At 73.1% G+C, this 20821-nt stretch carries 22 protein-coding genes; 11 read left to right on the top strand and 11 right to left on the bottom strand.

From position 1 onward, the window contains the following. Positions 1-3: 3 nt before the first annotated feature. Positions 4-681, bottom strand: coding sequence for a hypothetical protein (locus tag J2S58_RS13895; RefSeq protein ID WP_205257725.1), 678 nt, complete (start codon positions 679-681; stop codon positions 4-6). Between the two features lie 223 nt (positions 682-904). Between J2S58_RS13895 and J2S58_RS13890 the strand changes: the two genes are divergently transcribed. Further along, positions 905-2995: a spermine/spermidine synthase domain-containing protein gene (locus J2S58_RS13890; RefSeq protein ID WP_205257724.1), complete on the top strand. Its 2091-nt coding sequence runs from the start codon at positions 905-907 to the stop codon at positions 2993-2995. 32 nt (positions 2996-3027) lie between these two features. Beyond that, positions 3028-3699 carry a CatA-like O-acetyltransferase gene (locus J2S58_RS13885; protein ID WP_205257723.1) on the top strand — a complete coding sequence of 224 codons (672 nt, stop codon included), beginning with the start codon at positions 3028-3030 and terminating at the stop codon, positions 3697-3699. Here J2S58_RS13885 and J2S58_RS13880 read toward each other — a convergent pair. From J2S58_RS13880 to J2S58_RS13865, 4 genes are all read right to left on the bottom strand, one after another. Beyond that, positions 3684-4451: an SDR family NAD(P)-dependent oxidoreductase gene (locus J2S58_RS13880; protein ID WP_205257722.1), complete on the bottom strand. Its 768-nt coding sequence runs from the start codon at positions 4449-4451 to the stop codon at positions 3684-3686. The genes J2S58_RS13885 and J2S58_RS13880 overlap by 16 nt on opposite strands. Before the next feature lie 126 nt (positions 4452-4577). After that, the gene (locus J2S58_RS13875) at positions 4578-5624 is read right to left on the bottom strand and encodes a zinc-dependent alcohol dehydrogenase family protein (RefSeq protein WP_205257721.1); all 1047 of its coding nucleotides are present in this window, start codon (positions 5622-5624) and stop codon (positions 4578-4580) included. A 38-nt stretch (positions 5625-5662) separates the two neighbouring features. Then, on the bottom strand, positions 5663-6391 hold the full coding sequence (locus J2S58_RS13870; protein WP_306828614.1) for a DsbA family oxidoreductase: 729 nt from the start codon (positions 6389-6391) through the stop codon (positions 5663-5665). A gap of 26 nt (positions 6392-6417) precedes the next feature. Next, on the bottom strand, positions 6418-7572 hold the full coding sequence (locus tag J2S58_RS13865) for an acetyl-CoA C-acetyltransferase (RefSeq protein ID WP_205257720.1): 1155 nt from the start codon (positions 7570-7572) through the stop codon (positions 6418-6420). A 263-nt stretch (positions 7573-7835) separates the two neighbouring features. On the opposite strand from J2S58_RS13865, the gene J2S58_RS13860 reads away from it, so the two are divergent. Genes J2S58_RS13860 through J2S58_RS13850 form a run of 3 tightly spaced genes read left to right on the top strand, consistent with a single transcriptional unit; the run spans position 7836 to position 12419 of the window. Continuing rightward, positions 7836-8861, top strand: a complete 1026-nt coding sequence (locus J2S58_RS13860) for a 3-oxoacyl-ACP synthase III (protein ID WP_205257719.1) — start codon at positions 7836-7838, stop codon at positions 8859-8861. Further along, positions 8858-11440, top strand: a complete 2583-nt coding sequence (locus J2S58_RS13855) for an alpha/beta fold hydrolase (protein ID WP_306828612.1) — start codon at positions 8858-8860, stop codon at positions 11438-11440. Before J2S58_RS13860 ends, J2S58_RS13855 begins: the two co-directional genes overlap by 4 nt. Before the next feature lie 13 nt (positions 11441-11453). Beyond that, positions 11454-12419, top strand: coding sequence for an NAD-dependent epimerase/dehydratase family protein (locus J2S58_RS13850; RefSeq protein WP_205257717.1), 966 nt, complete (start codon positions 11454-11456; stop codon positions 12417-12419). 40 nt (positions 12420-12459) lie between these two features. On the opposite strand, the gene J2S58_RS13845 is transcribed toward J2S58_RS13850, so the two are convergent. Both J2S58_RS13845 and J2S58_RS13840 read right to left on the bottom strand, forming a co-directional pair. Further along, on the bottom strand, positions 12460-13302 hold the full coding sequence (locus J2S58_RS13845) for a DUF1206 domain-containing protein (RefSeq protein ID WP_205257716.1): 843 nt from the start codon (positions 13300-13302) through the stop codon (positions 12460-12462). 67 nt (positions 13303-13369) lie between these two features. Continuing rightward, positions 13370-13594 (bottom strand): hypothetical protein, encoded by a 225-nt coding sequence (locus J2S58_RS13840; protein WP_205257715.1) that lies wholly within the window; start codon positions 13592-13594, stop codon positions 13370-13372. A gap of 25 nt (positions 13595-13619) precedes the next feature. Between J2S58_RS13840 and J2S58_RS13835 the strand changes: the two genes are divergently transcribed. Beyond that, the gene (locus J2S58_RS13835; protein ID WP_205257714.1) at positions 13620-14147 is read left to right on the top strand and encodes a CGNR zinc finger domain-containing protein; all 528 of its coding nucleotides are present in this window, start codon (positions 13620-13622) and stop codon (positions 14145-14147) included. 4 nt (positions 14148-14151) lie between these two features. On the opposite strand, the gene J2S58_RS13830 is transcribed toward J2S58_RS13835, so the two are convergent. From J2S58_RS13830 to J2S58_RS13815, 4 genes are all read right to left on the bottom strand, one after another. Beyond that, entirely contained in the window at positions 14152-15039 is an 888-nt protein-coding gene (locus tag J2S58_RS13830; protein ID WP_306828608.1) for a phosphoribosylaminoimidazolesuccinocarboxamide synthase, read from the bottom strand. Between the two features lie 246 nt (positions 15040-15285). Then, positions 15286-16698, bottom strand: a complete 1413-nt coding sequence (gene purB, locus J2S58_RS13825) for an adenylosuccinate lyase (protein ID WP_275889500.1) — start codon at positions 16696-16698, stop codon at positions 15286-15288. Between the two features lie 98 nt (positions 16699-16796). Beyond that, a complete protein-coding gene (locus J2S58_RS13820) occupies positions 16797-17336 on the bottom strand; it encodes a GNAT family N-acetyltransferase (RefSeq protein WP_306828604.1) in 540 nt (179 codons plus the stop codon). Between the two features lie 126 nt (positions 17337-17462). Continuing rightward, positions 17463-17819, bottom strand: a complete 357-nt coding sequence (locus tag J2S58_RS13815) for an ASCH domain-containing protein (protein ID WP_205257712.1) — start codon at positions 17817-17819, stop codon at positions 17463-17465. Between the two features lie 34 nt (positions 17820-17853). Here J2S58_RS13815 and J2S58_RS13810 point away from each other — a divergent pair, with 34 nt between their 5' ends. The 5 genes from J2S58_RS13810 (at position 17854) to J2S58_RS13790 (ending at position 20770) form a co-directional block, all read left to right on the top strand. Then, positions 17854-18327: a hypothetical protein gene (locus J2S58_RS13810; protein ID WP_205257711.1), complete on the top strand. Its 474-nt coding sequence runs from the start codon at positions 17854-17856 to the stop codon at positions 18325-18327. Between the two features lie 274 nt (positions 18328-18601). Continuing rightward, the gene (locus J2S58_RS13805) at positions 18602-19051 is read left to right on the top strand and encodes a hypothetical protein (RefSeq protein ID WP_205257710.1); all 450 of its coding nucleotides are present in this window, start codon (positions 18602-18604) and stop codon (positions 19049-19051) included. 100 nt (positions 19052-19151) lie between these two features. Further along, positions 19152-19523, top strand: coding sequence for a hypothetical protein (locus tag J2S58_RS13800; protein ID WP_205257709.1), 372 nt, complete (start codon positions 19152-19154; stop codon positions 19521-19523). Between the two features lie 112 nt (positions 19524-19635). Continuing rightward, positions 19636-20091 carry an RrF2 family transcriptional regulator gene (locus J2S58_RS13795; RefSeq protein ID WP_205257708.1) on the top strand — a complete coding sequence of 152 codons (456 nt, stop codon included), beginning with the start codon at positions 19636-19638 and terminating at the stop codon, positions 20089-20091. Positions 20092-20281: 190 nt separating this feature from the next. Continuing rightward, positions 20282-20770 carry an RNA polymerase sigma factor gene (locus J2S58_RS13790; RefSeq protein WP_205257707.1) on the top strand — a complete coding sequence of 163 codons (489 nt, stop codon included), beginning with the start codon at positions 20282-20284 and terminating at the stop codon, positions 20768-20770. The last annotated feature ends 51 nt before the right edge of the window (positions 20771-20821 follow it).

Genomic DNA, 20821 nt, shown 5'->3' with positions numbered 1-20821 from the left:
TGGTCAAGCGGGGTCGGCGGACGCCGTGGAGGGCGGGTCGTCCGAGGGGTGCCGAGCGAGGAAGCGGTCGGCCAGGGCGGAGTGACGTAACCCGGCCACCGCCCCGACAGCCGTCATCACCGCCCCGATCCCGAAGACCGCCCAGAGGAGAGGCGAGGCGTTGAGCAGCATCTGGCCGAGGAACATCACGGTCAGCCCGACCTGGGACCAGGCCGCGAACCGTGCATGACGGACCGTGTGGGCAAGCAGCCGCGCCAGGGGGAGGGTCCTCATGTCGATCAGCGCCTGACCCATCACCTGCTTGTTGAGCCTTCGACGTTCGCGGGAGGTCAGTGCGAGCAGTGGGGAGTTCCATCCCGGGGGAGCGCCGTGGCGTCGCTTGCTGACCGCGCGGGCCATGATCCCGCCGACGGCGATCAGCACACCGAGACCCGCCACGATCAGCCCAACGGTGGTCTGCCACGGGGCGGGCTGGTGCGCCCATCGGCCCGCGCGCTCGTCCGCCCGAGCCAGCAGGACGCCACCCAGACCCCCCACAACCACCAGCGGGACCAGGCTCCCCCAGAGGAAGAGCCGAGTGCGGCGTGTGCCGTCGCGACGGAGGTCCTCGGAACGAGGCCCGGGCTGGTCGGACAGCAGATCCAGTGCCGCCCGGGTCCGTTCCTCACCGGTGGTGCTCATCGGGTCCCCCGCCCCCTCACGTGATGATGCAGCTTCCCACCCAGGACGACCGGCCTCACATCCCCCAGGGGGATCCATTCCCCGGGCCCGCGCTTCGCTCCGACAGTCGCAAGGCTCTGCACCCGCCTCCAGGGCATCCTCGCGGATCTCTTGCCGCCACCGGGGGTGCACGCGATGATCGGCGGGCCCGGCGCTTCCCGCGACCGGCGGTAGGGAGAACCCCATGGCCGACCGCACCAGCCCCCGGATCGCCGATGCGCCGGAGGGGAATGCGCGGTCGTGGTTCCGCCGGTCGGCCGGGGACAGCCGGGACGTGGTGCCGGCGGACCGGGCGGTGGTCGTCCGGCTGGTCGCCGGCAGCGCGCTCATGCTGTTCCTCGAGCTGGCCCTGATCCGTTGGCTGGGCGCCAATGTCGTCCATCTGAGCTACTTCTCGAACTTCGTCCTGCTCGGCTCGTTCCTCGGCATCGGGCTGGGCTTCCTCATCGCCCGCAAGAGCTGGTCGATCCTGCCGGCCGCGCCGGTGATCCTCGCGATCCTGGTGATCGGCGTGTATCTGGAACCGGTCACGATCGACCGCGCGGGCGACCAGATCATCTACTTCACGTCGCTGGAGACGTCCGGGCCACCGGCCTGGGCCGTGCTGCCGCTCATCTTCATCCTGGTCGCCGCGGTGCTCGCCGGGCCGGCCGAGGTCGTCGGGCGCTGCTTCAGCAAGCTGACCCCGCTGACCGCCTACCGCTGGGACCTCGTCGGGTCCGTCATCGGCATCGCCTCGTTCACCGCGCTGTCCTTCGTGCGGGCGCCGTCCGTGGTGTGGGGCCTGGTCGTGGCGATCGGCTTCGTCGCGTTGATCCGGCGCTGGCCGCGGATCCTGGCCGTGGTCGCCGGCGGCGGCATGGTGGCGATCCTGCTCGTCGAGACGCTGACCTCCGGGGTGTCCTGGTCGCCGTACTACAAGGTCACCACCGAGGAGAACTACAACGCCGACGGCAGCCTGAACTGGGTCAACATCGCCGTGAACGGGGTGCCCCACCAGCTCATGCGGGACGCGAACCTCAAGCTGGAGGAGGAGTCCCAGTACGGGCTGCCGTACGAACGGTCCCCCGGCAACCCGCTCGGCAACGTGCTCATCATCGGGGCCGGGTCGGGCTCGGACGTGGCCATCGCCCTGTCCAAGGGCGCCCAGCACATCGACGCCGTCGACATCGACCCGCGCATCCTGCAGATCGGCGCCGAGCAGAACCCGAACCAGCCGTACTCCGACTCCCGCGTCACCCGGTACGTCAACGACGGCCGCGCGTTCCTGCAGACGACCGACACGAAGTACGACCTGATCCTCTTCGCCCTGCCCGATTCCCTCGCCCTGGTCACCGGCGCCTCGCAGATCCGGCTGGAGAGCTTCCTGTTCACCGAGCAGGCGCTGGCCTCCGCCCGCGAACACCTCACCGAGCAGGGCACGTTCGCGATGTACAACTACTACCGCGAGGACTGGCTGATCGACCGGTTGGCCGGGACCGCTCAGGCCGCCTTCGGCCACGCGCCCTGCGTGGACAAGGTCGGCGCCGGACAGGCCGTGGTCACCGCCTCGCTGGACGAGGCCAACCAGGCGTGCGGGACGCCGTGGGTGCCGGCGGGCGCCGTCATCGCCCCGGCCACCGACGACCGACCGTTCCTCTACTACCAGGGCGGGGCGATCCCGCCGATCTACCTGTGGACGTTGGCCGGGGTGCTGCTGCTGTCGCTGATCGGCGTGCGGGCCCTGGGCGGTCCGTTGCGCACCATGCGCCCGTACGCCGACCTGTTCTTCATGGGCGCGGCGTTCCTGTTGCTGGAGACCAAGAACATCGCCACCTTCGCGCTGCTCTTCGGCACCACCTGGGTGGTCAACGCATTGGTCTTCGGCGGCGTGCTCATCATCGTGCTGGCCGCGGTGGAGACCACCCGACGGCTCAGGACGCCACCGCTGCCGGTGGTCTACGGGGCCATCGCCGCCGCGCTCGCGGTGGCGTACCTGGTGCAACCCGACTGGCTGCTCAGCTGGCCGTTCGTCCCCCGGCTCATCGGCGCGGTGCTCCTGGCCTTCGTCCCGATCTACCTGGCGAACATCGCCTTCGCCAAGCGGTTCGGGGCCACCGAGGACCCGGCGGACGCCCCGTCGGCGTTCGGCATCAACCTGCTCGGCGCCATGCTCGGCGGCTGCCTGGAGTACTTCGCGCTGCTCACCGGCTACCGCAACCTGCTCATCGTCGTCGCCGTGCTCTACGGGCTGGCGTTCCTGCTGACGCCGAAGCGGGGCCTGGTCACCGTGTGAGCGCGGGGCCGCCGACGGCGGATCATGGACCGATGGATCACACGACCCCCGTCGACCTGGAGACCTGGCCCCGCCGTGAACAGTTCGCGTACTACACCGGCGAGGTCGCGGTCTCGTACACGATCACCGTCGAGGTGGACGTCACCGAGTTGCGGGCCGCGCTGAGGACGGCCGGGCGGAAGACGTATCTCGGCCAGGTCTGGGCGGTGGCGGCCGTGGTCAATCGGCGTCCGGAGTTCCGGATGACGATGGTCGACGGGGCGCCCGCGGTGTGGAACGTGGTGCACCCGGCGTTCACCGTCTTCAACCCCGCCCGGGAGACGTTCGCCATCGTCTGGTCGCCCTGGGACGAGGACTTCGCGGTGTTCCACGACCGGGCCGCCGAGGTCCTCCGGACCCATCGCGACGCCGAGACCTTCACCCCGCAGGACGATCTACCCGCCAACATCGTCGACGTGTCGAGCCTGCCGTGGACCTCGTTCACCGGTTTCACCCTGCACATCGCCGGCGGCTGGAACTCCCTCACGCCCGTCTTCACCCTGGGGAAGTTCACCGAACGCGAGGGCCGCACCCTACTGCCGATGGCCGTGCAGGCCCACCACGCCGTCGCCGACGGGTTCCACACCGCCCGGCTCATCGAGGATTTCCGGGCGCTGGTGGCGGAACCGTCGTGGGTGGGCCCGCCGGGTCACCAGACCGTGTAACCACCGTCGATGACGATGTCCTGACCGGTCATGAACCCCGCCTGGTCGGACAGCAGGAACAGGTAGGCGCCGACCAGGTCGTCGATGTCGGCCAGCCGCTTCATCGGGGTCAGCGAGGACCACTGTTCGTGCTGTGGCGCGAGTTCCGGGCTGCGGACCAGCTCGGTGAGGGTGTAGCCGGGGCTGACCGAGTTGACCCGGATGTTCCGGTCGGCCCATTCGGCGGCCAGGCTCCGGGTCAGCCCCACCACGGCCGACTTCGAGGCGTTGTAGGACACCTGCGGCTGCGGGCGCACCACGATGCCCGCGCACATCGACGCGGTGTTCACGATGCTCCCGCCCCCGTCGGCCAGGAACGGGAACTGCTCCCGCGCACACAGGAACACCCCGGTCAGGTTGACCGCGATGACCCGGTTGAAGTCGACCAGACTCATCGACTCGGCCGGCTCGTTGAGCACGATCCCGGCATTGTTGACCGCGCCGTCCAGACCGCCCAGGTGCTCGGCCGCCCCGCGCATCGCCGCACGGACCTGGTCCTCGTCGGTGACGTCGCAGCCGATCGCGGTGGCGCCCAGTTCGTCCGCCACGGCCGTCACCGCGTCGACGTTCCGGTCCAGCAGCACCACCCGGGCGCCGCCCTGCACCAGCGCCGTGGCCACCCCCTTGCCGATCCCCGAGGCCGCGCCGGTCACCACCACCCGCTTGCCGTCCACCGGGCGGCTCCTGTCCGCCACCGAACGTGATCCGCTCATGCCGTCACCTCGACTCCGTCGTCGCGTCGTGTCCGGGACCGCCGGTGGCCCCGCGGGTCCGACGCTAGGAGCCGGCGCCGCACCACGCGGCGGCGGGGGGCCGGCACCGGCCGGCCGTGGCCGCCGTCAGGGGCGTACGAGAACCTTGATGGCCGTCCGCTCGTCCATGGCTCGGTAGGCCTGGGCGATCTCGGTGAGCGGGAGCTCCAGGGTGAACACCGGGGACGGGTCGAGGGTGCCGTCCAGAACATCGGCGAGCAGTTCCGGAATGTAGGCGCGGACCGGTGCGACGCCGCCGCGGACGGCGATGTTGCCGCCGAACGCCTTGCGGATCGGGAACGACTCGGTCAACCCGGCGGGCACTCCGACGTAGCCGATGGTGCCGCCGGGGCGGGTGGCGCCGAACGCGGTGTCCCAGGACTGGGTGGTGCCGACGCACTCCAGGACGTGGGCCGCGCCGAGGCCGTCGGTCAACTCGCGGACGGCGGCCACCGCCTCGTCCCCGCGCACCCCGACGATGTCGGTGGCGCCGAACCGGGTCGCCATCTCGGCGCGGTCGGCGTGCGAGGACAGCGCGATGATCCGTTCGGCCCCCAACCGGGACGCGGCGAGCACGGCGCTGAGCCCGACGGCGCCGTCACCGACGACGACCGCGGTGCTGCCCCGGGTCACCCCCGCAGCCAGCGCCGCATGGTGCCCGGTGCCCATCACGTCGGACAGGCTCAGCAGAGCGGGGACCAACGGGCTGTCCGCGGAGACCGGCGCCCAGACCAGGGTGCCGTCGGCCTGGGGCACCCGGACGAACTCGCCCTGCCCGCCGTCGACCAGGTGGCCGTTGCGGTCGTCGGCGCCCCAGCCACCGCCGTGCAGGCAGGAGGTCTGGATGCCGGCTTGGCAGTTCGCGCAGGTGCCGTCGCTCCAGACGAACGGGGCGATGACGAAGTCACCGGCCTTGACCGTCCGCACCTCGGCACCGACCTCCTGCACCACACCGACGAACTCGTGGCCGATCCGGCCGGACGCCTCCCGCACCCCGCGGTACGGCCACAGGTCCGACCCGCACACGCAGGCCGCGGTCACCTGCACGATCGCGTCGGTCGGGTCGATCAGCTCCGGGTCGGGGACCTGGTCGGCGGAGATGGAACGGGCGGCGTGCAGGACGGCAGCGAGCATGCGGGCGGAGCCTCTCGGGAGAGATCGGGTGGGGCGGGTCAGACGGTGCAGGAATCGCCTTCGCAGCCGGGCGCGGAGCCGGCGGCGGCGACCATGGCCAGCGGGGCGGGCTGCCGCTCCGACCAGGCCTGGGTCAAGGCCTGCCCCAGGAGTTCCGCGGGCTGGGCACCCGAAACGCCGTACTTGCCGTCAATGACGAAGAACGGCACCCCGGTGATGCCGAACTGCCGGGCCTGGGCCAGGTCGGCCCGGACGTCCGTCGCGTAATCGTCACCGGCCAGCACCGCGCTGACCTCGTCGCGGTCCAGCCCGGCCTCGACGGCCAGCTCGGTCAGGGTGGCGTGGTCGCCGACGGGCAGGCCGCGGGAGAACGTCGCGTCGAACAGACGCTCCTCGAGATCGCTCTGCACGCCGCGGGCCCAGGCCAGGTGGAGCAGCCGGTGCGCGTCGAAGGTGTTGCCGCCGCACAGCCGGTCGAAGTGGAAGTCCAGGCCCTCGGCGGCCGCCGTGCCCGTCATGTCGGTCAGCATCTTCTCCGCCTGCGCGAGCCCGGTGCCGTACTTCGCCGACAGCCGCTCGGCCTGGGTGCCCGCCTCCTCGGCCGGCGCGGAGGGATCCAGCTGGAAGGAGTGCCAGCGGATCTGCAGCTCGTCGGCGTGCGGGAAGGCGGCCACGGCCGTCTCGAACCGGCGCTTGCCGATGTAGCACCACGGGCAGACGACGTCGGACCAGATGTCGATGTTCACCTCGGTCACAACGGCGCCCACCCCCGGGGCATTCCGACGGGCGGAGGTCAGAGCCGTTCGAGGATGGTGACGTTGGCCTGCCCACCGGCCTCGCACATGGTCTGCAGGCCGTACCGGGCGCCACGACGCTCCATCTCCCCGAGCAGGGAGGTGGTGAGCCGGGCCCCGGTGGCGCCCAGCGGATGCCCCAGCGCGATGGCGCCGCCGTTGACGTTGACCCGGTCGGGGTCGGCTCCCGTCTCGGCCAGCCAGGCCAGCACGACGGGGGCGAACGCCTCGTTGATCTCGATGAGGTCGATGTCGTCGATGCTCAGGCCGGTGCGGGCCAGGGCGTGGGCGGTCGCCGGGATCGGCGCGGTGAGCATGAGGATCGGGTCGTCGCCCCGGGCGGAGATGTGATGCACCCGGGCCCGCGGGGTCAGGCCGTGCTGGGCCACCGCCCGTTCGGAGGCGACCAGGATCGCCGCGGCCCCGTCGGAGATCTGGGACGCCATCGCCGCGGTGATCCGCCCGCCCGCGGTGATGGGCGGCAGCGAGTCGACCTTGGCCCTGTTCGGCTGCCGCGGACCCTCGTCGGCGCTCACTCCGGCCAACGGGGCGATCTCGGCGTCGAAGAAGCCTGCCGCCTGCGCGGACAGGGCCTTGACGTGGGAGGACAGGGAGAAGTCGGTCAACGCCTCCCGGGTCAGCGCCCACTTCTCGGCGATCAGCTCCGCCCCGTGGAACTGCGACACCGGGGCATCCCCGTACCGGCGGACCCAGCCGACGGACCCGGAGAACGGATCGGGGTGGCCGAACCCGGCGGCCGCGGTGGTGGCGTACATCATCGGGATGGTCGACATGTTCTGCACGCCGCCGGCCACCACGAGATCACTGGTCCCGCTCATCACCGCCTGCGCGGCGTAGGACAGCGCCTGCTGCGAGGACCCGCACTGCCGATCGATCGTCGTCCCCGGGGTGGTCTCCGGCAGCCCGGCGGCCAGCCAGGCCGTGCGGGCCACGTCCATGCCCTGCGGGCCGATCTGGTCCAGGCAGCCGAGGATCACCTCGTCCACCGCGGCCGGGTCGATGCCCGTCCGCTCCATCAACGCGGACAGCACATGGGCGCCGAGGTCCGCGCTGTGCACGGCGGCCAGGCCCCCGTTGCGCTTGCCCACCGGGGTCCGGACGGCATCGATCAGATACGCCTGCGCAGCAGCCATCCTGTGGATGCTAACCATCCGTCCGCGGGCTCGCCCCTCGCGCGGGAAGGTGGGCATCCGGCCCGAACGCCGGGTGAACACCGCCCGAACAGCCCCCGGCGACGTGACCGGTGCCACTCGCGGCACCCGCCACGCCGACGCCCGCCGTCGCGCCCGTTACCGTGGACACCGACTTGCCCCAGAGACGGCGGTGGGTCCCCGGACTCGTCGTGCACACCGGCCGACGCAGAAGTCCTCCTGTCTCTGTCCTCGAGAGGATCTGCATGGCCGGCAATGCCATCCATCGGTTCGCCAACACCACCGTGCTCGCCGTGTGTGCCATCGACGCCCCGCGCGTGGTCACCTCCGCCGAGATCGACGAGCGCCTCGCCGACGTCTACACCCGCGTGAGCCTGCGCCCCGGGATGATGCAGCGCCTGGCCGGCATCGCCGAGCGGCGCTGGTGGGAGCCGGGCACCACCTACGCCGACGGCGCCGCCATGGCGGGCGCCAAGGCGATGGCCGAGGCGGGCGTCAACCCCTCGCAGATCGGCCTGATGGTCAACACTTCGGTCAGTCGCGCGCACCTGGAGCCGTCCACCGCGGTCGCCGTGCACCACGCCCTCGGCCTGCCCAGCTCGTGCCAGAACTTCGACGTCACCAACGCGTGCCTCGGCTTCGTCAACGGCATGCAGCTGGCCGCCGCGATGATCGAGAGCGGGCAGATCGACTACGCGCTCGTGGTCAACGGCGAGGACGCCCGCGAGATGCACGAGTCGACCATCCGCCGCCTGCAGGAGGGCGACGGCGACGCCCGCGAGGTCTTCGCCCAGTTCGCCTCGCTCACCCTGGGTTCCGGCGCCGCCGCGATGGTCCTCGGCCGGGCCGATCTGCACCCCGAGGGGCACCGCTTCCTCGGTGGCGCCACCCGCGCCGGCAGCGAGCACCACATGCTCTGCGTCGGCGACATGGACGACATGCGCACCGACAGCACCGGCCTGATGACGGCCGGCATGGAGCTCTCCACCGCACTGTGGGAGGAGTCGGCCGCCGACTTCGGCTGGGACGGCGGCATGGACCGGTACGTCATGCACCAGGTCAGCAACGTGCACACCAAGTCGATCATCGACGCGCTCGGCCTGGACGCCGACAAGGCCCCGCTGACCTTCCCGACCCGCGGCAACATGGGGCCGGCGGCGATCCCGTTCACCCTGGCCACGGTGGCCGACGAGCTCACCCAGGGCGACCGCGTGCTGCTGATGGGCATCGGGTCCGGCCTCAACGCCTCCTTCGCCGAGATCGTGTGGTGATCGGGCACCTCCGCGCCCGTTCCGCCTCCCGGCCGCCCGCCGGCCTGCCCGGGCTCGACCCGGCGTGGTCGCGACTGGTCCGGGCACGGGTCGGTGACGGCAGTGATGGCGGTGCGAAGGGCGCTGAGCGCACGTTCCACGTCCTGGACAGCTGGGCCGACCGACCCGTCCCGGACGTCCCCGAGGTCACCCTGCTGTGCGTGCACGGCAACCCGACCTGGAGTTACCTCTGGCGCCGGCTCGTCGAGCAGGCCCCGTCGACCTGGCGGGTCGTCGCCCCGGACCAGCTCGGCATGGGCTGGTCCGAACGGCTCGACGGCCCCCGGGTGCTCGCCGACCGGGTCGCCGACCTCGGGGCGCTGACCGAGGCGCTGCGCCTGCGCGGCCCCGTCGTCACCGTCGCCCATGACTGGGGCGGCATCGTCTCCCTGGGCTGGGCCCGGGAGCACCCCGAACTGCTGGCCGGGGTCGTACTGACCAACACCGCGGTCCACCAGCCGGGCACCTCGGCCGGGCCCCCGCTCATCCGGCTCGCCCACGTCCCCGCCGTGAACGCGGTGGCCTGCGTGGCCACCCCGCTCTTCGTCCGGGCCACCACGTCGCTGGTCCGCCCGTGGGCCCCCAAGGACGTCCGGGACGCCTTCGCGGCGCCGTACCGCTCCCCCGCCCAGCGGGCCGCGGTCGGTGAGTTCGTCGCCGACGTGCCGTTCGCCGCCGACCACCCGAGCCGGCCCACCCTGGACGTCATCGCCGAGGGCACCCGCGACCTGGACGTACCGGCCCTGCTGCTGTGGGGGCCGAAGGACCCGGTGTTCCGCGAGGAGCACCTGCGCGACCTACTCGACCGGCTGCCCCAGGCGCAGCTGCACCGCTTCGAGACCGCCGGCCATCTGCTCGCCGAGGACGCCCCGCAGTACGTCGACGCCACGGTGAGCTGGGTGAGCGGCCTGCTCGACGGTGCTCCGGAGATCCCCGCCGCGCTGCCCTCCGACGCCCCGTCGGTCTTCGACCGGCTGGAGGCCCGGCGCGAGGACGACGAACCCGCCGTCACCGAGGTCGGCGGCCGCTCCATCACCTGGCGCGAGCTGCACACCCGGGTCACCCGGATCGCCGCCGGTCTGCGCGGCCACGGTCTGCGTACCGGTGACCGGGTCGCCCTGCTCGTGCCGCCGTCGATCGAGCTGACCGTCGCCCTGTACGCGGTCTGGCGGGCCGGCGGCGTCGTCGTCGTCGCCGACAAGGGGCTCGGCCTGCGGGGGATGGCCCGGGCGCTGCGCAGCGCCCGCATCGACCACCTCATCGCCGACACCCCCGGCCTGCTCGCCGCCGCCCCGATGGGTCTGCCCGGCACCCGGATCAGCGTCCGCGAGCCGTCCGGCGTCGTGCGCCGAGCCGGGTCCGTCAGCTGGACCCTGCCCGGGCTGGAGCACTACGGGGACCTGCACCCGGTGGACCCGATCGAGCCCGAGCTCGATGCCGAGGCCGCCGTCCTGTTCACCTCCGGCGCCACCGGCCCGGCCAAGGGCGTGCTATACCGGCACCGGCAGCTCCGGGCCCAGCTCGCGCTCATCCGCAGCACCTACGGGCTCACCGCGGACGACCGGATGGTCGCCGCGTTCGCGCCGTTCGCCCTCTACGGGCCGGCGCTGGGGGTCCGCTCGGCCGTGCCCGCCACCGACGTGACCAAGCCGGGGTCGCTCACCGCGCGGGCCCTGGGCGACGCGGCGCGGGCGATCGACGCCACCGTCGTCTTCGCCTCCCCCGCCGCGCTGCGCAACGTGCTGGCCACCGCCGAGCTGGCCAACCGCCGTCAGCGCCACGCCCTGGCCAGGGTGCGGCTGCTGATGAGTGCGGGAGCGCCGGTGCCCGCCGACGTGCTGCACGCCCTGGCCGACCTGCTGCCGCACGCCGATCCCCACACGCCGTACGGGATGACCGAGGCCCTCCCGGTCGCGGACATCTCGCTGGCCGGCATCGACGCCGCCGGCCGCGGTGACGGGGTCTGCGTCGGGCACCCGCTGGCCGGGGTGCAGGTGCGCATCACGCCGCTGGACGCCGACGGCGTCTCCACCACCGAGTTGACCGACCGGCCCGGGATCACCGGGGAGATCTGGGTGCGGGCCGCCCACGTCAAGGACAGCTACGACGCGCTGTGGTTCACCGACCAGCTCGCGGCCGCCCACCCGGGCTGGCACCGCACCGGCGACGTCGGGATGCTCGACGAGCAGGGTCGACTCTGGGTGCAGGGGCGGTTCGTCCATGTCATCACCGGCCCGGACGGCCCCGTGACCCCGGTCGGCATCGAGCAGCGCGTCGAGCTCGAGGTCGGTGACGAGGGCACCCCGGCCGCGGTCGTGGGTGTCGGGCCGGCCGGCACCCAGCAGGTCGTCGTGGTGCTGTCCGGGCCCGGCGAGCTGCGGGTCGGGACGGGCCTGGCCAACCGGGTGCGGGCCGCCGCCGGAGTCCCGGTGGCCGCCGTGCTGCGCCGCGAGTCCCTGCCCGTGGACATCCGGCACAACTCCAAGATCGACCGCTCGGCCCTGGCCCGCTGGGCCGCCGACGAGCTGGCCGGCGGATGACGGTCGCGGGCGGATGAAGGTCCTGCTCACCGGGGCCAGCGGGATGATGGGCCGGGCCACCGCGCACCGGCTGATCGCCCGCGGTGACCAGGTCACCGTGCTGCAGCGGAACCCCGCCGGGCTCGACTGTCGCGAGGTGCTGGGATCGCTCACCGATCCCGCGGCGGTCGCCCGGGCCGTGGCCGGTCAGGACGCCGTGCTGCACATGGCGGCCAAGGTGGACGTGGTCGGCGCGGCCGCCGAGTACCACCGGGTCAACGTCGAGGGCACCGCCACCGTGGTGGACGCCTGCCGTACCGCCGGGGTCGGGCGGCTGGTGAACGTGTCTTCCCCGTCGGTTGCGCACGCCGGCGAGCCCCTGGTCGGGGTGGGCGCCCAGCCCGCCGACCCGGCGACCGCCGGCAGCCACTACTCCCGTTCCAAGGCCCGCGCCGAGCAGCTCGCCCTCGCGGCGGACTCCCCCGACCTCGCCGTCATCAGCGTCCGGCCGCACCTGGTGTGGGGCCCGGGCGACACGCAGCTGGTCGGCCGCATCGTGCAGCGCGCCGCCCGCGGCGGACTCCCGATCATCGGCACCGGAGCCGCCCTGATCGACACCACCTACGTCGACAACGCCGCCGACGCGATGGTCGCGGCGCTCGACGCCTGCGGCCCCGTGCACGGCGAGGCGTTCGTCGTCTCCAACGGCGAGCCGCGTCCGGTCGGCGAGATCCTCGACCGGATCTGCCTGGCCGCCGGGGTCCCGGTCCCCGCCCGGTCGGTGCCGCTGCCGTTGGCCCGGGTGGCCGGCACCGTCGTCGAGGCGGCCTGGACGGTGCTGCGTCGCCGGGACACCCCGCCGCTCACCCGGTTCCTCGCCGAGCAGCTCGGCACCGCGCACTGGTTCGACCAGCGGCGGACGCGGCAGGCGTTGGACTGGGTGCCGCAGGTCCCGCTGGACGCGGGGTTCGCCCGGCTCACGGAGTCCCTGCGCGGCTGATCGGGACGGCGGGTCGTCACGGACCCGGTGGCGCCGACCGTCATCTCCGGCGCTCCACCGCCCACACGAAGCAGTACACGCCGAACGCACCGATGGCGGCGGCCTTCAGGGCGAGCAGGGCCTCGGAGGCCGGGGAGAGGTCGATCAGCCGCAGCACCGCATCCAGGCCCGGGTGGTGCGGGCGGTGCCCCTGCACCACCGTGACGATCATCAGGAAACCGATGAGGCCGAACGCCAGGCCCTTGCCGATGTAGCCGGCGACGCCGAGGACGACCACCCAGCGCCCCACTCCCGGACGCAGGTCCTCCAGAAAGCCGCGGGTCCAGCCCCGCCAGACGGCCCGACCGGCGATGACCAGCAGGACCACTCCGATGACGGTGACCAGCGCGGCGACCATGGCTGGGGTCAGCAGGTCGCGGTGCTCGCGGACGCGGCCGTAGCGAAGGGCCCGGCCATCCAGGGCGACACCGACGGCGCTGACGCCGAGGTACAGGTACGACCCGGCACTGATGATCGAACCGGCCCGCCCGGCCCACGCCCGCCACGGCCGCTCGCCGGTCTGCCGGCGCCAGATCGCCTCGAAGACCTGCCAGACGACCAGGGCGAACAACCCGACCGCGGCGAACCAGAGGGAGAACTCGCCGAAGCCGGTCGACGCCAGATCGGTGAGCGCGCCGGTCTGCGTGTCCGACCCGCGGTAGCCCATCCACGCGACCCGGACCGCGATCCACGCGATGGTCAGATGGACGACGCCGTAGGCGCACAGCCCGACGGCGACGAAGCGGTGGAAGGTCGCGCTCCGGTGGACCTGCCGACCCGCCTGACCGGCCGCCGACCGCAGCCGTCCGGTCTGCCCGGGGGCCGTCGGGGTCGCTCCGGCCACGACGCTCCCTCCGACCGGCCCCGATGGCCGACGCGGTCACGGTAGCGCGGCCGGTGTGGGGCTTCGGCTAGGTCGTCGACGGCGCCCACCGGGCCGGCACGGTCCGGCTGGCGGCGACGGGCGGGGCGTCCGGGGCGGCACGGGTGTCGACCCGACGGGCGCCGCATCCGCACCGCACGTACAGCACCCAGCCGGCGACGACCCGGTGGATCGAGTCGGTCGTCCAGGCGTGTTCGTGGGGGGTCGGGCGGAGGGCGGAGACGGGGGGATCCAGGAGGTCGGGTTCGGTCATGCCCCCACCGTGCTGTAATGCCCTTGTGCATCTCAACCCTTACGGGGAGTACGCCGTGCTGCTGGCCGCCTCCCTGGCCAACGACTGGCCCGGCGACCGCGACGGTGTCGTCCGGCGCGCCCGGGAGTTCGGGATGACCAACCCGTTCCCGGTGGCCCCGTACGACCACCCGGGTGCTCGGACCGTGATCGACAGCTGGCTCCGCGTCGTCGACGCACCCGACCCGGACGTGCGGGCGGCGGAGCTGAACCTGCAGATGGCGGCGGTGACGGCCTATCCGCGGATGACCAACCACGACGGGGAGGGCTGGCACCTGCACTACCGGGACGAGGGTCAGGACCTGCCCGGCATCCTGGCCGCGGTGATCGGCGTGGGGACCGCGCTGCACCTGGTCACCCGGGGCATGCACCGGCTGGGCCGCTGCCGGGCCGGGAGGGACCCCGGCGATCCCTGCCGCAGCGTGGTCGTCGATGTCACCCGCAACGGGCGTCAGCAGTACTGCTCGGTGCGCTGCGCCAACCGCGCCGCAGTGCGCCGGCACCGCGCCCGCTGACCCCTCAGCCGATCCAGTCGGCGAACGACGAACCGGAGATCCGCTCGTAGGCCTCCACGTACCGGTCGCGGGTGGCCACGGCCACCTCCGCGGGCAGGGGCGGCGGCGGGCCGTCGGCGGCGCGGTCCCAGCCGGAGTCCGGGGAGGTCAACCAGTCGCGGACGTACTGCTTGTCGAACGAGGGTTGCACCCGACCCGGCGCGTATCCGTCGGCCGGCCAGAAGCGGGACGAGTCCGGGGTGAGCACCTCGTCACCCAGCACCAGGGTGTCGCCCCGCAGCCCGAACTCGACCTTGGTGTCGGCCAGCAGCAGTCCGCGGCCGGCGGCGTGCTCGGCCGCCCGGGTGTAGAGCGCGAGGGTCAGGGCCCGGAGCTGTTCGGCGCGCTCGGCACCGACCTCGTCGACCACGGCCTGGTAGGTGACGTTCTCGTCGTGGGAGCCCAGGGGGGCCTTGCTGGCCGGGGTGAAGATCGGCTCGGGCAGCCAGGACGCCTCGTCCAGCCCGGCCGGCAGCTCGATCCCGCACACCGCCCCGGTCCGCCGGTAGTCCGCCAGTCCCGATCCGGTCAGGTACCCGCGCGCCACGCACTCCACCTGCACCATGTCCAACCGCCGGACCAGCAGGGCCCGACCGCGGACCTCGGCGGGGATGCGCTGGTCCTCGACGGCCACCACGTGGCCGGGCACGAGGCCGGCGAGCAGCTCGAACCAGAACACGCTCATCGCGGTGAGGATGCGGCCCTTGTCGGGGATGGGGGTGTCCAGCACGTGGTCGTACGCGCTGATCCGGTCACTGGCCACCATGAGGAGCAGCTCGTCGTCCACCTCGTACAGCTCACGGACCTTGCCGGAGGAGAGGTGACGGTAGTCCGACAGCACCGGGTTCGACACGCGGGCAGCCTATCGGCCGGGCCGGGCGCGGGGGCTTGGTCGGTCGGTGGACGCACCCGCCGCGGCACGTCCACCGACCTCGGTGAGGCCCGCAGCCGCGCACCGGATGTCGGTGGCGTCACGGGTGTCGGACGGAGAAGTCGATCCTCGTCCCCGCCGCGGGAGCTCATCCGACCCTGGCGGCCTCAACCAAGGTAAGGCTAACCTGCCCCGGTCCGTGAAGGCAAGCCTGGTCCCGGGAGCGGGTCAGAGGATGGCGCCGGGCCGGTAGGCGGCCGCCGCCGGGTCCTGTGCGGTGAGCTCGGAGATCTGCGCGACCACCGCGTCGACCTGGCTGCCGGCCAGACCGGTGAACGACAGCGGGTCGGCCAGCAGCGCGACGAGGGCGTCCCGGTCCAGCGGGAGCCGGGCATCGCCCGCCAACCGGTCGACCAGGTCGTTGTCGGTGCGGCCCTGCTCCCGCATCTCCAGGGCCACCGCGACCGCGTGCTCCTTGATCGCCTCGTGCGCCACCTCCCGGCCCACCCCGGAGCGCACCGCGGCCATCAGCACCTTGGTGGTGGCCAGGAACGGCAGGTACCGCTCCAGCTCCCGCGCGATGACGGCCGGGTAGGCACCGAGGTCGCGCAGGATCGTCAGGAACGTCTCGATCAACCCGTCGAGGGCGAAGAACGCGTCGGGGAGGGCGACCCGGCGGATCACCGAGCAGAAGACGTCACCCTCGTTCCACTGCGCCCCGGCCATCTCGGCGGCCATCGAGGCGTAGCCGCGCAGGACGACGGCCAGCCCGCAGACCCGTTCGCAGGACCGGGCGTTCATCTTGTGCGGCATGGCCGACGAGCCGACCTGCCCGGGCTGGAAGCCCTCGGTGGCCAGCTCCGCCCCGGCCATCAGCCGCAGCGTGGTGGACAGCGAGGCCGGCGCCGCGGCCAGCTGGACCAGCGCGGAGAGCACGTCGTGGTCGAGCGACCGCGGGTAGATCTGACCGACGGAGGTGAGCACGGTGCCGCCACCCAGCTCGGCGACGACCTCGGCCTCCAGGGTGGCCACGGCCGCGGCGGAACCGAGCAGGTCGTCCATGTCCTGTGCCGTGCCGACCGGACCCTTGACGCCCCGCATCGGGTACCGGGCCAGCAGATCGGTGAGCCGGTGGTGGGCCTGCAGCATCTCGTCGGCCGCCGAGGCGAACCGCTTGCCCAGGGTGGTGGCCTGCGCGGGGACGTTGTGCGACCGGCCGGCCATCACGGTGTCCCTGTACTGCGCGGCCCGCGCGGCGAGCCGGTCGAGCACCGCGAGCGACCGGCCCCGCAGCAGGGTGAGCGAGGCCCGGATCTGCATCTGCTCGATGTTCTCGGTGAGATCCCGGCTGGTCATGCCCTTGTGGATCTGCTCGTGCCCGGCGAGCGCGTTGAACTCCTCGATGCGCGCCTTGACGTCGTGCTTGGTGACCCGCTCGCGCGCGGCAATGGAACCGAGGTCGACCTGCTCGATCACGGCCTCGTAGTCGGCCAGCACCTGCGGGTCCACCGTCAGCCCGGCCCGGCCCTGGGCCCGCAGCACGGCCAGCCACAGCCGTCGCTCGGCGACGATCTTGTTCTCCGGCGCCCAGATCGCCACCATCTCCGGGGAGGCGTACCGCTGCGCGAGGACGTCCTCCAGGACCGGCTTGGCCGGTCGGGTGGGGCGGGCGGCGGCGGGACTCTGCGGGGCGGGTGTCGTCACGGACCCCATTCTCCCCCGCGCCCGACGGTGTCGGATCAGGAGGGCGGCAGCACCCGGACGAACGCCCGCAGGGTGCCGTCGCCGTGCTCGCGCGTCTCGGCGAAACCCAGTGCGCGGTAGAACATCCCCACCGCGGGATCGTCGTCGGTGAGCAGGACGGTCTGCCGGACGTGCGCGTAGGGCTCGAGGACGGCCCGGACCAGCCGACCGCCGATGCCGGTCCGCTGGTCGTCGGGATGCACGAGCAGGTCCTGCAGGTAGCAGATGCTGGCCCCGTCGGTGATCACCCGGGCCAACCCCACGAGGGCCGCACCCCGGCGCGCCAGCACGACCCGGGACGATCCCGTGACCGCGGCGAGGAGACCGGCGGGGTCGCGGGTGTAGGCGGTCCAGCCGACGGCGTCGTACAGCGCGGTGAGCTCGGCGACGTCGACATCACCGTCAGAGACGGCGATCTCGATCTCGGGGCCCGGTGTGGACACGGCGGGCAGGCCGAGCAGCGCGCGACCCCGGGGCGCCAGCAGATAGCCGACGTCCAGCGACTGCGTCAGGCCCAGCTCCTTGAGCCGCCGCACGTCGCGCTTGAAGTCCGCCGTGGGGCGGCCGAGTCGGGCGGCGAGGTCGGGGGCGCGGACGGCGGGGTGCTCGGCGATGAGCCGCAGCGTGGGCCGGGTCCAGGCCCCGAAGGTGGAGGTGGTGTCCTACCGGTCCAGCCGGGCGAGCAGGGTCGAGCGTTCGTCCTCGGTCAGCGCCGCGTCCTGCCGCAACGCGATCCGCGGGTCGGCGCCCGCGAAGCGCAGGCCGATGCGGAAGACCGGGCGCTCGGGGTGGTCGGCGAGCCGGCCCAGCAGGTCGGCGCGGGTCGCCGCGCCGGCCCGGTGGGCGTCCCGCGCGGTGATCGACCGCAGCGGGACGGTTTCCACCTCCGTCACCTCGACCAGACCGACCTTCGTCCGCATCCGGGTGCCCACCCGCAGCCGCGGTCGGTCCCAGCGCCGGAACGCCAGGTCGATGTCGCCGCTCACCAGCGCGTCCAGCTCGGTCGGGCGGATCAGCACGTCAGCGCCTGCGGGTCGGGGCGTCCGGTTCGACGTGCACGTCGTCCACGGTCACGTTGACGACGACCTGGTCGGCGCGTTCGTCGACGACAACCGCACCTGGTTCTGGCCCGTGGTGGGGGTGGTCAGCCTGGTCGTCCTGCTCCTGGTGGTGCGCTGGTTGATCGCCGTGCTCTTCTCCACGGACCGGTCCGGGGACGTCGTGCTCCCGGGTGACCGGGCGCACGGCACCACCACCCTGGCCGCCGGCGCGCTGACCGCGGCGACCGAGCGCGAGATCGAGTCGTTCACCGGGGTGCAGAGCGCCGCCGCCCGGCTCATCGGCGATCCGACCGCCCCCGAGCTCGTGGTCGACGTGACGCTCAACCGGGACGCCGACCCGACCGCCGTGCGCCGACGCATCGAGGACGAGACCATCGGCCACGTCCGGCAGGCCATGGACCAGCCGAACCTGCCGGCCACCGTGGACATCTCGATCGGCAATCGGACGATCGACAAGGTCCGCTGACCCCGGCACGCCGGTGCCACCGGGTCCGCACCGACCGCGGTCGGACCCCGCGGTGGCGCCGTTGCTGCCGGACGACACACCACCGGGGTGCCCGCCCCGCTGTCGTTCTCCTTCGGGGTACCTCCTGCGGCCTACGCCGGGCGCGCCGGATGCGGCCGATCGGCAGACGCCGACCCGACAGCGCGATTCCTAACCTGGGAACCAGCACCGGGTGATCCGCCCGGACGCCCACCGGGACCGCGACGAGCCGGCCCCCGCCCCCCAGGGACTTCCGATGATCCAGACTCAGTCCGTCCTGCCCACCCCCGCCCCCCGCCGCTGGTCGGTGGCCCGGACCGCGCTGAGCACCGCCGGCCTGGGTGCCGTCCTGGTCGCGCTCACCGCCTGCGGCCCGGGCGGCGCCGACGCCGGTCCGGCGGTCACCGGCACGCCGAACGTCGTCGTGACGACCGGGGCGCCGATCGGCATGCCGACCCCGACCCCCGGCGCGCCCCTTTCCGCCGACAGCGACTTCACCCCGTCGTCCACCACCGGCACCGTCACCTCGGACCCGAGCGGGTTCATGGACATGCAGTTCCCGGCCGGCGCGACCGACCAGCAGTTCGTGGACGGGAACGGTGACCACGTCAACGTCTCCCGGAACACCGGCGGTGGCCACAGCTCGGTCAGCAACTCCTCGTGCGACGCGTCCGGCTGCGAGACGCAGGTCATCGAGAACAACTGAGCGAACCGGCCGCCGCTGTTCGCCCACCGAGAAGCCCGTTCCGGGACAGCGGGGATCGGCCTAGCCTGCGACCATCAGCCATACGTTCCGGGAGGTCCCGATGGGTCGAGGTCGACAGTCCACGCGGTTCGAGCCGGCCGGGACACCGCCGGACGCGATCACCGTCCCCGACCTGTCCGGGATGCTCGTCTCCGCGGCCCTCCGGCAGGCCGCCGACCACCACTTCCGCCTCGCCCTGGCCGGCCCCCACCCGCCGTTGACCGAGCTCCGGTCCTCCGGTCGCTGGGTGGTCAGTACGCAGGAGCCGGTCGGCGGGTCGGGCCGGTTCGCCGGGGACAGCGTGGTGGTCGCCCTCACCCACCAGGGCGGCCCGGACAGCCACGACCGCGAGCCCAGGAACCCCCTGCCGCAACGGCTCTCGGACCGGGCTCCGCTGTTGCAGGACGAGGCGGACGCCGAGGTCACCGGCTGACCGGTGCCGACCGCACGCCGACCCGACCGCCCCGCGCTACCCTGGCGGCGGTTCCGATCCGGAGCCGCGTCGCCCTGCGCCCCTCCGAGTGGCTGGACCGTGGACCCCTGACATGCACGTCACCGCCCGCTCCGACTACGCCGTCCACGCGATGCTGCACATCGCCGCCGCCTGGCCGGGTCAGGTCAGCGTCCAGACCATCGCGACCGCGCACGGCCTCCCGCGCAAGTTCCTGGAGACCGTGATGGCCACCATGCGGCGCAACGGCCTGGTGGACAGCCACCGCGGCAACGGCGGCGGGTTCTCCCTGGCCCGCGGCCCGGAACTGATCACCGTCGGCGAGATCATGCGGGCCATCGACGGTCCGCTGGTCAACGTGCGCGGGCAGCGCCCCAACGACATCGCCTACGACGGCTGCGCGGAACACCTGACGGAGGTGTGGATCGCCGCCCGGGCCGCCCTGCGCAGCGTGCTCGACACCGTCACCCTCCAGCAGATCCGCGACGGCGAACTCCCCGGGCCGGTCACCTCGTTCGCGGCACTCCCGGGAGCGTGGGACACCCGCTGAGCCCGTCCGGCCGAGCCGACGGAACCCGACAGCGCCCCTCGGCGCCACCCGGCACACCACGGAACATCGCGCAGCCCTGCAACACCGGCCCGGTCCACCACACAGACAGGGTGGTGGTGACGGCAGGACGACGAACGGGGTGCGCTGTGATGGTCGGTGCAGAGGTGGACGGCGTACAGGGGTGGACGAGGTGACCGCCCGTGACGAGCAGTGGTTCACCCGGCTGTTCGACGCCCATGCCGTGGCCGTGCACCGCTTCGTCGCCCGTCGGGCCGACCGCAGCGACGTCGAGGATCTCACCGCCGATGTCCTGACCGTGGCCTGGCGGCGACGGGCGGACATCCCGGCCGGCGCCGAGCTCCCGTGGCTCTACCGCACCGCCGGGTTCGTCGTGGCCAACCATCACCGCAAGGCCCGCCCGACACCGCTGGCCGTCGTCCCCGACGACGGCGATCCGGAGACCCCGCAGTGGTCCGACGGCGGCGACGACCTCCGCCGGGTGATGGCCGACCTGTCCCCCCGGGACCAGCGCATCCTGCTGCTGTCCGCCTGGGACGGGTTGTCCGGCGACGACCTGGCCGCCGTCCTGGAGATCTCCCGGGGCGGGGCCGCCGCCGCCCTGTCCCGCGCCCGGACCCGCCTGCAGCAGGCCTGGGACCGCGTCGACGCCGCGGGCTGATCCGCACCCGCCGCCCCGCCCCACCCGCGCTCTTCCCGACCCTCCACCTGA

Source organism: Nakamurella flavida, from assembly GCF_030811475.1.
GTDB lineage: Bacteria > Actinomycetota > Actinomycetes > Mycobacteriales > Nakamurellaceae > Nakamurella > Nakamurella flavida.
Note: the sequence above shows the minus strand (reverse complement) of the source record. Positions and strands in the feature narration are given on the sequence as shown.